General features: G+C 59.6%; 13 protein-coding genes. 9 read left to right on the top strand and 4 right to left on the bottom strand.

All coding sequences use genetic code 11. The features are described 5' to 3' along the window. Positions 1 to 55: 55 nt before the first annotated feature. The gene (gene bfr, locus E1297_RS08500; protein ID WP_155136559.1) at positions 56 to 541 is read right to left on the bottom strand and encodes a bacterioferritin; all 486 of its coding nucleotides are present in this window, start codon (positions 539 to 541) and stop codon (positions 56 to 58) included. A gap of 208 nt (positions 542 to 749) precedes the next feature. Beyond that, a complete protein-coding gene (mutY, locus tag E1297_RS08495; RefSeq protein ID WP_155136556.1) occupies positions 750 to 1,814 on the bottom strand; it encodes an A/G-specific adenine glycosylase in 1,065 nt (354 codons plus the stop codon). Between the two features lie 153 nt (positions 1,815 to 1,967). On the opposite strand from mutY, the gene E1297_RS08490 reads away from it, so the two are divergent. The 8 genes from E1297_RS08490 to E1297_RS08455 all read left to right on the top strand — a co-directional run bounded on the left by E1297_RS08490 (position 1,968) and on the right by E1297_RS08455 (position 9,726). Beyond that, positions 1,968 to 2,543: a DUF721 domain-containing protein gene (locus E1297_RS08490; RefSeq protein WP_155136569.1), complete on the top strand. Its 576-nt coding sequence runs from the start codon at positions 1,968 to 1,970 to the stop codon at positions 2,541 to 2,543. Between the two features lie 183 nt (positions 2,544 to 2,726). Next, on the top strand, positions 2,727 to 3,365 hold the full coding sequence (locus E1297_RS08485; RefSeq protein WP_368669492.1) for a DsbA family protein: 639 nt from the start codon (positions 2,727 to 2,729) through the stop codon (positions 3,363 to 3,365). Positions 3,366 to 3,455: 90 nt separating this feature from the next. Then, positions 3,456 to 6,914 (top strand): chromosome segregation protein SMC, encoded by a 3,459-nt coding sequence (gene smc / locus E1297_RS08480; protein ID WP_155136553.1) that lies wholly within the window; start codon positions 3,456 to 3,458, stop codon positions 6,912 to 6,914. Between the two features lie 205 nt (positions 6,915 to 7,119). Then, the gene (locus E1297_RS08475; protein ID WP_155136550.1) at positions 7,120 to 7,509 is read left to right on the top strand and encodes an AtpZ/AtpI family protein; all 390 of its coding nucleotides are present in this window, start codon (positions 7,120 to 7,122) and stop codon (positions 7,507 to 7,509) included. A 50-nt stretch (positions 7,510 to 7,559) separates the two neighbouring features. Further along, complete coding sequence (locus E1297_RS08470) at positions 7,560 to 8,309, top strand: F0F1 ATP synthase subunit A (protein ID WP_368669491.1); 750 nt, start codon at positions 7,560 to 7,562, stop codon at positions 8,307 to 8,309. A 70-nt stretch (positions 8,310 to 8,379) separates the two neighbouring features. After that, positions 8,380 to 8,607: a F0F1 ATP synthase subunit C gene (locus tag E1297_RS08465; protein ID WP_155136547.1), complete on the top strand. Its 228-nt coding sequence runs from the start codon at positions 8,380 to 8,382 to the stop codon at positions 8,605 to 8,607. Between the two features lie 80 nt (positions 8,608 to 8,687). Further along, positions 8,688 to 9,236, top strand: coding sequence for a F0F1 ATP synthase subunit B (locus E1297_RS08460; protein WP_155136544.1), 549 nt, complete (start codon positions 8,688 to 8,690; stop codon positions 9,234 to 9,236). A gap of 10 nt (positions 9,237 to 9,246) precedes the next feature. Beyond that, positions 9,247 to 9,726, top strand: a complete 480-nt coding sequence (locus tag E1297_RS08455; protein WP_155136541.1) for an ATP F0F1 synthase subunit B — start codon at positions 9,247 to 9,249, stop codon at positions 9,724 to 9,726. A 59-nt stretch (positions 9,727 to 9,785) separates the two neighbouring features. Here the strand turns inward: E1297_RS08455 and E1297_RS08450 are convergent, their stop codons facing one another. Beyond that, positions 9,786 to 10,436, bottom strand: a complete 651-nt coding sequence (locus E1297_RS08450; RefSeq protein ID WP_155136538.1) for a ribonuclease HII — start codon at positions 10,434 to 10,436, stop codon at positions 9,786 to 9,788. Between the two features lie 43 nt (positions 10,437 to 10,479). Then, the gene (locus E1297_RS08445) at positions 10,480 to 11,604 is read right to left on the bottom strand and encodes a PA0069 family radical SAM protein (protein ID WP_256372702.1); all 1,125 of its coding nucleotides are present in this window, start codon (positions 11,602 to 11,604) and stop codon (positions 10,480 to 10,482) included. Between the two features lie 103 nt (positions 11,605 to 11,707). On the opposite strand from E1297_RS08445, the gene E1297_RS08440 reads away from it, so the two are divergent. Next, positions 11,708 to 12,400 (top strand): glycosyltransferase, encoded by a 693-nt coding sequence (locus E1297_RS08440; protein ID WP_155136532.1) that lies wholly within the window; start codon positions 11,708 to 11,710, stop codon positions 12,398 to 12,400. Positions 12,401 to 12,642 lie beyond the last annotated feature (242 nt).

Below are 12,642 nucleotides of genomic sequence, written 5' to 3'. Positions count from 1 at the left end.
AAACCGCACGCTGATCAGCGTGCGGTTTTTCTTGTCAAAGCCTTGTGCCGGATGATTATTCGGCTTCGTCGGCAGGGGCCGCCTGAAGCAGGCCGTAGCGCTCTTCGCCGATGCGCTCCAGAAGTTCCAGCTGGGTTTCGAGGAAGTCGATGTGACCTTCCTCGTCGCTCAACAATTCCTCGAACAGATGCATCGACACGTAGTCGCCTTCTTCGCGGCAGATCTCACGCGACTTGGAATAGGATGCGCGGGCGTCGTATTCGCCGGCCAGATCGCATTCCAGAACTTCCTTGAGGTTCTGGCCGATGCGAAGCGGAGCGACTTTTTGCAGGTTCGGGTGCCCTTCCAGGAAAATGATGCGGGTCGTGATCTTGTCCGCGTGCTCCATTTCCTCAATGGATTCGGCCCGCTCCTTTTTCGCGAACCGGGTATAGCCCCAATCATCCAGAAGGCGGTAGTGCAGCCAGTACTGGTTGATGGCGCCAAGCTCCAGGAACAATGCCTCGTTCAGGCGCTCAATTACTTTTTCATTGCCTTTCATGGCGAAATGCCTCCTTCGCGGGATCCGCAGTGCGCGCAGTTTAGAATTATTCTATATTGAAGGTCCAGCCTTGGATTAACCTGTGAACCGTATTTTTTTGTAATTTGACAATTATTTTTCAGGCAGGCGCGTGATTGGGCGGAAATACCACGATGAAGCGCTTCCGGCCCCGGTAAGCGCTTCATCAATATTGGCATTTTTTGCAGTTCTATCCTCTTGCCCACTCGACAGCCTTGCGCATCACGGTCGGCAGGGCTTCGTCTTCAAGTTCGGACGGCTTGGACCACCAGCATCCGTCCGGGATTGGGTGAGACGCCGGGATCAGAGCCTGGTAAATCGTCAGCTTGAGGTGAAAATGGGTGAATGTGTGTTTCACCTCGCCGCTGCGCTGCCGCCACGATGAGGCAAGCGGGGCTGATTGCACCGCGCTGGCCGCATCGAAGTCCTCATGCCACTCCGTGCCGGGGACTTCGCTCATGCCGCCAAGCAGGCCTTTTGGCGGGCGGCGGCGGAGCAGGACTGCGCCGTCTGTCTCGCGTCTTGCCACGAAGGCTGCACCGTAGCGGGTCGGTTTTTGCTTTTTCGGGGCCTTGCGGGGTAGGGTTTCGTGAAGGCCCGACTTGCGCGCGGTGCACTCCTCCAGCCACGGGCACAGTCCGCAGGCAGGCCGCTTGGGCGTGCAGATCGTCGCGCCGAGATCCATCACCGCCTGGGCGAAGTCTCCGGGCCTGTCCAGAGGGGTCAGATTGTGCATGGCGGCGCGGATCTCGGTCTTGCTGTCCGGCAACGGGTCTTCGATCTGGAACCGTCGGCTCAGAACCCGTTCGACATTGCCGTCGACCACGGCGGCGTGGCTGTCGAAGGCGATTGTCGAGATCGCGGCTGCGGTGTAGGGGCCGATGCCGGGCAGGGCGAGGAGTTCCTTTTCCGTATTTGGAAACCTGCCGTCATGGATTTCTGCGACGGTCTCCGCGCAATTTTTCAGGTTTCGCGCCCGCGAATAATACCCAAGCCCGGCCCAGGCTTTCATCACGTCCGCCTCATCGGCCGCGGCAAGATCTGCGACTGTCGGCCAGCGGGTCTTGAACTTGACAAAGTAATCCTTCACCGCCGCAACAGTTGTTTGCTGCAGCATGATTTCGGACAACCACACTTCATAGGGGTCCGGCACGACGCCGAGTTTCCGGTCTCCGGGCGAAACACGCCAGGGCAGGTCCCGGGCGTTGCGGTCATACCAGGTGAGCAGGGCTTCAGAAGAGGAGTGCTTATTCATGAGCGGCAAGGTGAATGAAACTTTGCCAACTTCAAGTGAAACTGGGAACAACTTGGGGAAAAGGTCCCTTTGACCCAGCGAGAACAAGGCGTGTTAACGGTTAAGTCTTGGTTCTGTCGTATTCAATCCTCACATAGAGACCAGACGCAAACGCTGGAGAAGAATCGGAGGGGTAAAATCTCGTCGATCACGGCAAAAACCGGAGCCGCGGCACGCGGAAAAACGAGGACACTTGCCGAACTTGTCGGCAGGGCCGTGGATCCTGTTTGCCGCAAGCGCGGTTTTGCTTCCGTCGATTTGCTGAAAGCCTGGCCCGATGTTGTCGGCGCGCGTTATGCAGAGCGTGTCCGACCGGACCGGTTGATCTGGCCCCGGACCGGCGAGCGTTTTGATGCATCCGGAACAGTTGTGAGCGAACCGGCGACCTTGCTGGTGCACACCGACGGGGCGACTGCGCTGATGCTCACTCACGAATTGCCGCAGGTCATCGAGCGGATCAACACCTTTTACGGCTGGGCTGCGGTCGGACGTATCAAGATCGTTCAAAAGGCTGCCCCACCGCGGCCAAAAAGCCGGCCGAAGCCCTTGCGCAATCTGACCCTCGCGGAAGAAGCCCGCATTCGAGACACCGTGTCAGGTGTGGAAAACGACCGCCTGCGATCGGCACTTGAAAAACTCGGACAGCAGGTTGTCGCGCGAGGGGCTGCGGCCCGCACCCATCAAAAGTGACTGCGGTTTCTGATGCTGGTTGAACAGGGCATGAACCGGTTGTCCCATGTCAAGCCACAATTCCGGTGTTGTCTCGCTCCCGCCAAGGTGAGTTGACGTTGTTTTCAGAAGCGGGCACATCTTGGCGGACGCTCGGGCGCTTCGCCCGGAATTATTGGATCTCAGCCGACAGGATCAGTGCTCGTGACCATTTCCCGTAGAAAGTTCCTCAAAACCACGACCGTTCTGGCCGGAGCCGCAGCCGCGGCGACTGTTCCAGGCATTTCTTTTGCCGACAGCGTGAACGAGGCTGACCTTTTGAAGCCGGGCCCGCTTGGAGACAAGATCATGGGTGATCCGGATGCGCCCGTCACGATCGTCGAATATGCGTCTTTGACCTGCGGGCATTGTGCTGATTTCGACCAAGAGACCTTGCCACAGATCAAGAAGGAATTCATCGACACTGGAAAGGTGCGCTACATCTTCCGGGAATTCCCGCTCGACCCGATCGCAGCAGCTGCATCCATGCTTGCGCGCTGTGCACCTGAAGATAAATATTTTGACATCATTGACTTGATGTTCAAGGAACAGCGCAACTGGGCATTTACCAATGACCCTTACAATTCCTTGTTGAATTTCTCAAAGCAGATCGGCTTTACACAAGAGTCCTTTGAGAAGTGCTTGACAAACCAGGGTCTGCTTGACGCAGTGAATGGCGTTCGTGATCGTGCAGCGCAAGAGTTCGGAGTGAATTCAACTCCGACATTCTTCGTGAACGGCGAAAGGCATGTAGGGGCGCTCAGGTTTGACGAGTTCAAGACAATCATCGATCAGCAGCTCTGATGCGTACCGGCTGGCACCGGTTTTCCAGTGCCAGCCAAAGCTCTTGTATGTGACCGGCACGGCGCGTGTTTCCTGCGGGAAGGCGCGCCGATGAGATTTTCAAAACTTCGGGTTGTCGGGTTCAAGTCCTTCGTCGAGCCGATGGAATTTGTCATTGGCAACGGCCTGACGGGGGTCGTTGGCCCCAATGGCTGCGGCAAGTCAAATCTTGTCGAGGCCCTGCGCTGGGTCATGGGGGAAAACTCCTACAAGAACATGCGCGCGTCCGGGATGGACGACGTGATCTTTTCCGGCAGCCTCAACCGTCCGGCGCGCAACACCGCCGAAGTGACGCTTTTTCTCGACAATCAGGACCGCACCGCCCCGTCGGCCTTCAATGATGCCGACATGCTGGAGGTCAGCCGCAGGATCGAGCGTGAATCCGGCTCCAACTACAAGATCAATGCCAAGGATGTTCGCGCTCGCGATGTTCAGCTGCTGTTTGCCGATGCGTCGACCGGCGCGCGGTCCCCGGCAATGGTGCGTCAGGGACAGATCGGTGAATTGATTTCGGCAAAACCGACGGCCCGTCGCCAGATCCTGGAGGAGGCGGCAGGGATTTCGGGTTTGCACAGCCGGCGGCATGAAGCGGAAATCCGTTTGCGCGGGGCCGAACAGAACCTCGAACGTCTTGAAGACATTCTTAGCCAGATCGACGGACAGCTTGACAGTCTGCGCCGTCAGGCTCGCCAGGCGACCCGGTACCGGAACCTGTCCGGAGACATCAGGGCCGCTGAAGCCGCAATCCTCTATCTGCGCTGGAGCGACGCGCAAAATGCGCTGCAGGCAGCCCGGACCCAGTTTGCCGAAGCCGAGCATGAGCTGCGTGAGGCCACAAGGCTTCAATCGGAAACCGCGCGCGTTCAGGCAATTGCAGCACACAAACTGCCCGGGCTGCGTGATGCGGCCGCTGCATCGGCTGCGGCCCTGCAAAGGCTTGTGATTGCGCGGAACGGGATTGATTCCGAGGAAAGGCGGGTCAGGGAACGCATTCAGGATCTTGATCGCCGTCTTGCGCAGCTGTCGGAGGACGTTGATCGCGAACAGAGACTTGTCTTGGAAAATGACGATGTGCTCGAACGCTTGACGGATGAACGTGCCGAGCTTCTGGAAGAAAACGTAACCGTGCAGGAGCGTGGCGAGGCTGCCCGCGAAAAACTTGGCGAAGCCGAGGAGACCGTTGCCCGTTTGGAGCGCGCGCTTGCCGACCAGTCGGCCGCACGGGCCAGTGCGCTTGCCGAATCACGCCAGCTTGAGCAGCGTCTGAGCGAGGCGCGTCAGCGAGCCGAGCGCTTGTCCGCACAAGCCGACACGGCGCGTGCTGCCTTGATGCACGTGGAAGCCGAGCTGTCGGATGCTGATGGGGTCACAGCACGGACCGAAGCGCTTGAAATTGCCGAAGAGAGGCTACTGGAAGCAGAGGCAGCCGTCGAGGCGGCAGAGCTTGAAGTAGGCGAGGCGCGCGTGCATCAGGAGCAGACGCGCAAACCGCTTTTCGAGGCGCAACAGATCTTGTCCGGAATGGAAACGGAAGCCCGCACCCTGGAGACGATCCTGAGCGCCGGACAGGCGGGGGAATGGCCGTCTCTTGTGGACCAGATCGAGGTGACGCCCGGCTTTGAGATGGCACTTGGGGCCGCGTTGGGGGAAGAAATCGACGCGCCGCTCTCCGGTGAGGCACCGATGCGCTGGGCGGGGGCTGAAATATCGGATCAGGATCCCGTGCTTCCCGGGAAGGCAACATGTCTTGCGGAGCTGGTGAAAGCTCCCGGGGCCCTTGCGCGCCGCCTTTCCCAGATCGGTCTGGTCGAGGCGGCCGATGGTGCGGTGTTGCAAAAGGATTTGTGCCCCGGTCAGCGTCTTGTCTCCAGGCAGGGGGATTTGTGGCGCTGGGACGGATTTGTCATCAGCGCCGATGCGCCGACCCCGGCAGCACAACGTCTTGCACAAAAAAACCGCCTCAACGAAGTCCGCTCCGGAATAGCGGGCGCGCAGGATAAGGTGGCGGCCTGCAATCAGGCGCTGGAAGGGGCGGTCGAGCGTTTGACGGCGGCGGCCGAAACCGAACAAACCGCCCGTGCGCATGTCCGGGACCGGCAGCATGAGGTCGCAAACGAGCGCAAGGCACTGGCCGCGGCCGAAAAGGCAGCCTCGCATCTTCTGGCGAAGAAGCAGGCTGCATCCGAACGTTCGGCCGGCCTGACCGAAGACGCCGCCGAAGCTCGGGAAATACTGGCGGAGATCGAAGAGCGGGTCGAAGAAGCACCGCGCGCAGACAGTCTCGACAAGGTCATTGAGCAATTAACGGTAGACATGTCCGGGGCACGGTCCGTCGTGGCGGAGGCGCGGGCGGTGTCGGAGGGGCTTTTGCGGGATCAGCATGTCCGGGATCGCCGCCTGGAGGCAATCGCGCGCGAATATGACAGCTGGAAGACCCGTGCCTCTGGAGCAAAGGCGCAGATTGAAGTCCTGAAGGCCCGTCAGCAGGAAGCCGAGGACGAGCGTGCCGAACTGATCGAGGCTCCGGAAGATCTCGAGATCAAAAGGCGTGACCTGCTGTCGGCAATTTCCCGCGCCGAGGGCGACAAGAAGCAGCAGGATGATGCGCTTCAGTCGGCTGAAAGCAGTCTTGTGGAGCTGGATCGCGCAGCCAAGGCCGCGCTGGAGGTGATGTCGGAGGCGCGTGAGAAAAAGGTCCGTGCGGAAGAGCGCTTGCAGGCTGCCCGGGACCGGAAGCGCTCGCTTGAAGGCCGCATTGATGAGAACCTGGGTGTCCCGGTCTCGGGGCTTGCGGAGCTTGCCGGAATCAAGGACGGTGCTCCGTTGCCGGACGTGGAGGCGACAGAGCGGAAGCTGGAGCGGCTCAAGGCGGAACGCGAACGTCTTGGCGGGGTCAATCTGCGCGCCGAGGAGGAGCTGCGCGAAGTTGACGAGCAAAAGACGACACTCACCACAGAAAGGGACGACCTGATCGAGGCGATTCGCCGCCTCAGGACCGGGATCTCCAACCTCAACCGCGAAGCCCGGGAGCGGCTGATGGCCGCATTTGATGTGGTCAATGGCCATTTTCAGCGGTTGTTCACACATCTCTTTGGCGGCGGTATGGCGGAGCTGCAGCTGGTCGATTCAGAAGATCCCTTGCAGGCCGGGCTGGAGATCCTTGCGCGCCCGCCGGGGAAGAAGCCGCAGACAATGACACTGCTCTCCGGTGGCGAGCAGGCGCTCACTGCCATGTCCCTGATCTTTGCGGTGTTCCTGACCAATCCGGCGCCGATTTGTGTTTTGGATGAAGTGGATGCACCTCTCGATGACGCGAATGTGGAGCGCTATTGCGACCTTCTGGAGGAGATGGCGCGCAATACTGAAACCCGGTTTGTCGTCATCACCCATAACCCCATTACCATGGCCCGGATGAACCGCCTTTTTGGCGTGACCATGGCGGAGCGCGGCGTTTCACAACTGGTTTCTGTCGACCTTGAAACCGCTGAAAGCTACCGCGAGGCCGTCTAAGGGATTGTCCGAATTGCCGTTCAGAAACGGGCTTCCAAGGCAACCGGGAGCATGAATTCCGTTAAGAACCAAATTAAAATCAATATTTTCAAATACTTAACTATTGTTGCGGTGTTCTTGACAGGGCAAATGGTGCCGACTATTGTGCGCGCGGCTCACGGGGGTATTTCCGGCGCCTGATCTTGAATGCCGGTGTGGGGAGCACATGAGCAACTCTGCGCAAAATGGCAAAGACAAGACAAGCGGCATGGAACCTTCGGAAGCGGAGTTGTTGGAGCGGCGGGATCGGTTGACCCGGTTGCTGGATGAACGGCGCGTTGCGGAAGAACACGAAGCGCAGCCGAAGTCTGGTGGCAGTTCCGGCTACGGGCAAGCTGTGAAACTCTCTTCGGAGTTCATTGCTGGCATCGTTGTCGGAGGCGGGATGGGCTGGCTCGTGGACGACTGGCTGGGGACAACGCCTTTCGGGCTGATTGTCTTTTTGCTGATCGGCTTTGCTGCGGGTGTCTTGAATGTGTTGCGGGCGGCAGGACGTGTCGCCGAACCGGAAGCAAGAGTACCCACTGCAAAAGAACGCGACGACAAGTCGAAATGAACATAACGCGTGAAAGCGCCCTGAAACGAACGAGCGAAGAAGGCTGACAGGTGGCGAACGATCCGATCCATCAGTTTCACATCCAAAACCTGTTCCCGATTGAAGTCGGGGGTATGGATTTCTCTTTCACCAACTCTTCGCTGTTCATGGTCCTGACCGTGGCCGGAGCCTCGGCATTTCTGATTTTCACGACCAGCGGACGCGGTCTTATCCCGTCGCGCATGCAGTCCATGTCGGAAATGCTTTATGAGTTTGTGGCCGGCATGCTGCGAAGTTCAGCGGGAACCGAGGGGATGAAGTTTTTCCCGCTCGTATTCTCGTTGTTCATGTTCGTGCTGACGGCCAACCTGTTCGGCATGTTCCCCTACTTCTTTACGGTGACCAGCCATATCATCGTGACGTTCATGTTGGCGATGCTGGTGATCCTGACCGTGACGATCTACGGTATCGTCCGTCACGGCTTCAAGTTCTTCCACCTTTTCGCGCCGTCCGGCGTGCCGCCGCTGCTGCTGATCATCGTGGCGCCGATCGAGGTGGTTTCCTTCCTGTCGCGTCCGATCAGCCTGTCGGTTCGTCTGTTTGCGAACATGCTGGCCGGACACATTACCTTGAAAGTTTTCGCCGGCTTCGTTGTGAGCCTGGGCGCCGCTGGCGCTGTCGGGGCCGCCGGTGCAATCCTTCCGCTTGGAATGACGGTTGCCATTACCGCACTGGAGTTCCTCGTTGCGTTCCTGCAGGCCTATGTCTTTACGGTCCTGACCTGCATGTATCTCAACGACGCCCTTCATCCGTCGCACTAAGCAAGTCCCTCAAGCGGCGAAAATCCGCCGCCTGTTCAATCTGCAAAACACTACGTTAGGAGCACGTGTCATGGACGCAGAAGCAGCAAAGTACATCGGCGCCGGTATCGCATGCCTTGGCATGGGCGGTGCGGCTATCGCACTCGGCACCATCTTCGGTAACTACCTCAACGGCGCACTGCGCAACCCGAGTGCTGCTGATGGCCAGTTCGGCCGTCTGGTCTTCGGCTTCGCCGTGACCGAAGCGCTCGGCATCTTCTCCCTGCTGATCGCGCTTCTCCTCCTTTTCGCCGTCTGATCTCGACTGATATTCGAGTTACCGACGCGACTCCGGCGGGCGGCGCAAGCGCCGCTCTAGCCGGATTTTGGAGATAGGATATGGCAGGCAACGCCGAACATACGAATACGGGATTCGAAATTCCGGCGGATGAACTCGGGGGAGCTTTCCCTCCGTTCGACCACACAACCTACCCCTCGCAGATCCTGTGGCTGGTGATTACCTTCGCCCTGTTCTACTGGATCATGAAGAACGTGGCTGTTCCGCGCATTGCCGGCATCTTGGAAGATCGTAAGGACCGTATCGCCGGTGACATTTCCGAGGCCAACCGGTTGAAGCAGGAAACTGACGAGGCCATTGCGGCCTACGAGCAAGCGCTTGCAGAAGCCCGGGCCAAGGCGCATGGCCTCGTCGAGGACACCCGTGACAAACTGAAGGCCGAGCAGGAAGCGCGCCGCGAGCGTGCCGAAACCGACCTGAGCGCGAAGCTCGCCGAGGCTGAAGCCCAGATCGAAAAGGTCAAGACCGGTGCGCTGACCCAGGTGAGCGCGATCGCCAGCGAGACAACGTCGACACTGGTTGAAGCGCTGATCGGAAAAGCTCCGGCAGACAAGGACCTGACGGATGCCGTCAAGTCCGTGATGAACTAGGAGAGCATTCATGGACGCATCATTTTGGGCGCTGGTTGCTCTGATCCTGTTCTTTGCGCTGATCTTCTACCTCAAGGTTCCGGGAATGGTTGCCGGTTTCCTCGATAAGCGGGCCGATGACGTCCGGACGGAACTGGAAGAAGCGCGCAAGCTGCGCGAAGAGGCTCAAGCCGTTCTGGCCGAATTCCAGAAGAAGCGGTCGGAAGCCGAAGCCGAAGCCGAGGCGATCATTGCCGAGGCCAAGGTGGAAGCGGATCGTATGGCCTTCGAGACCAATCAGGCTCTTGAGGAAATGATTGCCCGCCGCTCCAAAGCGGCCGAGGGAAAAATTGCTCAGGCCGAGGCGCAGGCTGTTGCCGAAGTGCGGGCCAAGGTTGCCGACGTTTCTGTGGCCGCAGCACGTGAAATCCTGTCCGGTAAGGTCAAGGACAAGCTTGCCGACGATATCGTTGCCAAGAGCATCGGCGAAGTGAAGACGCAGCTGAACTGATCAGCCGCGGCCAATCTCGCGATGTTTGAAAAGCGGCCTTCCGGGCCGCTTTTTTGTTTTCAAGTCTTGCACTCGCGCACCGGCTTGAACGACATCCGGTGATGACGGGTCGGGCCGAATTCGGCAAGCGCGGCCTGATGCCGTGGAACCCCATAGCCCTTGTGGGCCTCGAATGCATATTCGGGCCGAAGCGCGCCGAGCCGGACCATCATGCGGTCCCGTGCGACCTTGGCGACAATCGAGGCGGCAGCGACCGCAAGACACCGGCCGTCGCCCTTGACCAGTGCCTGTCCCGGTTGATCAAGACCCGGCGGCACATCCCGTCCGTCGATCAGGACATAGTCCGGTTTGGGCGCCAGGCCGTTGACGGCGTGCACCATTGCCGACAGGGTGGCGGCGCGGATGTTCCTGTCATCAATCGTTTGCGGGCAGGCGGTTGCGATCGAGACATGGGCAGAGGTCATGATGGCGTCGAAAAGGGTTTCCCGTCGGGCTTCGGTCAGCTTTTTGGAATCGTTCAGCCCACCGGGAAGATTGTCATAGTCGAGGATCACGGCGGCAGTCACCACCGGACCGGCCCAGGGCCCGCGCCCGGCTTCATCGACACCGGCCAAACGGAAATTGCAGGATTTTGCGTGTTTCTTCTCCAGCACCGCATCCGGTGTCTCGGGGAAGGGAAGGTCGAAGAGACCGGCAGACATCTGGTTCATGGCCGGACACTGCCAATGAAGGCCCGGTCCGGCAAGCATCCAATCAGAACAGATCCAGCTGAACCCCGCCTTTTTGTGGAGAAACGAACGCCGTTGCATCCAGCTTGTGGCGCTTGAGGTTGAGGCCCAGACGCTTTGCAGCCAGCGAGAAACGTTTGGCGATCTGGTCGGCATACGGACCGGCGCCGCGCATCCGGGCGCCCCATTGCGCATCATAATCCTTGCCGCCGCGCATCGAGCGGATCAGGTTCATTACATGGCGGTAGCTGCCCGGCCGGTTGCGCAAGAGCCAGTCGCGAAACAGTTCGGAGACTTCGCGCGGCAGACGCAAGAGCACGAAACCCGCCCCTTCCGCGCCATGGTCCCTGGCAGCTTCAAGGATCTTCTCGATCTCGCTGTCGGTGAGTGCAGGAATGACCGGCGCCATCATCACCGATGCCGGGATGCCCGCCTCGCTCAGGGTCCGGATCGCGGACAGGCGCTTGTGGGGTGCTGAGGCGCGCGGTTCCATGGTCCGGCAAAGCTTGCGGTCGAGCGTGGTGACGGAGACTGCGACCTTGGCGAGATTGCGGGCAGCCATATCCGCCAGAATATCCGCATCCCGGGTGATCAGGGCTGACTTGGCCACGATCGCGACCGGGTGATTGCACCTGTTGAGCACTTCCAGAATGCCGCGCATCAATTCGTAGCGCCGTTCAAGCGGCTGATAGGGGTCGGTGTTGGTGCCGATCGCGAGCGGCTTTGGGACATAGCCCGGCCGTGACAGTTCCCGTTCCAGAAGCTCGGCCGCATTCGGCTTGGCAAACAGTTTGGTTTCGAAATCGAGCCCCGGCGACAGGCCCATGTAGGCATGGCTTGGACGGGCGAAACAATAGATGCAGCCATGCTCGCAGCCGCGATAGGGGTTGATCGAGCGGTCAAAGGACAGGTCGGGCGATTCGTTGCGGGTGATGATCGTGCGGGCGCGTTCTTCCTGGACGTCCGTCTGTGCGGATGGCAGATCCTCTGTGCTGTCCCAGCCGTCATCAAATTGTTCTATATTTGTTCTTTCAAAGCGTCCGGCCATGTTCAAGGCGCTGCCGCGCCCCCGGCGGCGGTGCTCTTGAACCTCATAGGGTTTCGTTGGTTCGGCGCACTCGGGCGAGGCCGCGGCTTGCACAGGGTTCATGAGGGCTCCAAAGTGAGAACATAAAAAGAACATGCTAGTAAACTTTGACAAATGCAAGACTGTTGATCTCGCCCTGCGCAAAAAAAGGCGCTAAGAAGGAAGCATGATCAGTGTCATTATTAACAGTCATAATTCCGAACCGGATCTGGCCCATACCCTTGGGGCTCTGGTGCCTGCGGCGGCTGAAGGCGTGGTTAAGGAAGTTGTCGTCGTCGATGCCCAATCCGATGACAACAGCAGGCTGCTTGCCGATGCGGCTGGCTGCGTCTGGCTTGAGAGCCCAAGCAACCGCGGCGAACGCTGGGCCATGGGCGCGCGTCAGGCGCGCCGGGGGGACTGGTTACTGTTTCTGCCGCCGAATGCGGTTCTGGAGACCGGATGGTTCCATGAGGCGGCGACATTCATAGAGCGGGCCGAGAGAAGCGGATCGGCCCACCGCTTGGCAGCTGCGTTCCGGCTGCGGTATGACGCCTACGGCCTGCAGGCGCGGCTTGCCGAAAGCTTTGCGGTTGCCCGCTCGCAGCTTCTCGGCATGCCCTACTGCAATCAGGGGCTCTTGATACATCGCAGTTTTTACGAGGCGCTTGGCGGCCACAAGCCCTTGCCTGAAATGGAAGACATGGATCTGGCCAAGCGTATCGGCCGCTCACGCATGGTGTTCCTGCGCTCTGCCGCTGTATGCCCCGAACCGCCCTTTTCCGGTGGAATGATCCGCGAGTTGCGCAAGACCGTCGCGCGGTTTTGTGTCGGGACCTTGCGTGTGCCGCCAAGACTGGTCCTGCGCCTTCACGGGTAAGACCGGGAGCGGTTATATAAGTATGGTCCGTGCTCGTGTTCACTGCCTTTCCGGCCAAGCGGAGGGCAGCGCCGGGACCGGTGTGACTTCGAAGCTGCGGTGATCACGGGGTCATGCTTGCTTCAGTGTCTCAAGTCACATGGTGCACCGGTCCCGTTGGTTCAAACACGTGCCGCCATCCGCCCGGCACAAATGCCGCTGCGAGGGGGCGGCGGCGTTTTGAGCAAGAATTTCCCGTGAAG

It is taken from the genome of Roseibium sp. RKSG952 (assembly GCF_009711355.1).
This window is presented reverse-complemented; position numbering and strand designations above follow the sequence as displayed.

What these genes read in the sequence shown, in the direction of transcription:
- bfr (WP_155136559.1), bottom strand. Translation starts at nt 541, where the DNA reads ATGAAAGGCAATGAAAAAGTAATTGAGCGCCTGAACGAGGCATTGTTC.
- mutY (WP_155136556.1), bottom strand. Translation starts at nt 1,814, where the DNA reads ATGAATAAGCACTCCTCTTCTGAAGCCCTGCTCACCTGGTATGACCGC.
- smc (WP_155136553.1), top strand. Translation starts at nt 3,456, where the DNA reads ATGAGATTTTCAAAACTTCGGGTTGTCGGGTTCAAGTCCTTCGTCGAG.
- E1297_RS08475 (WP_155136550.1), top strand. Translation starts at nt 7,120, where the DNA reads ATGAGCAACTCTGCGCAAAATGGCAAAGACAAGACAAGCGGCATGGAA.
- E1297_RS08465 (WP_155136547.1), top strand. Translation starts at nt 8,380, where the DNA reads ATGGACGCAGAAGCAGCAAAGTACATCGGCGCCGGTATCGCATGCCTT.
- E1297_RS08460 (WP_155136544.1), top strand. Translation starts at nt 8,688, where the DNA reads ATGGCAGGCAACGCCGAACATACGAATACGGGATTCGAAATTCCGGCG.
- E1297_RS08455 (WP_155136541.1), top strand. Translation starts at nt 9,247, where the DNA reads ATGGACGCATCATTTTGGGCGCTGGTTGCTCTGATCCTGTTCTTTGCG.
- E1297_RS08450 (WP_155136538.1), bottom strand. Translation starts at nt 10,436, where the DNA reads ATGAACCAGATGTCTGCCGGTCTCTTCGACCTTCCCTTCCCCGAGACA.
- E1297_RS08445 (WP_256372702.1), bottom strand. Translation starts at nt 11,604, where the DNA reads ATGAACCCTGTGCAAGCCGCGGCCTCGCCCGAGTGCGCCGAACCAACG.
- E1297_RS08440 (WP_155136532.1), top strand. Translation starts at nt 11,708, where the DNA reads ATGATCAGTGTCATTATTAACAGTCATAATTCCGAACCGGATCTGGCC.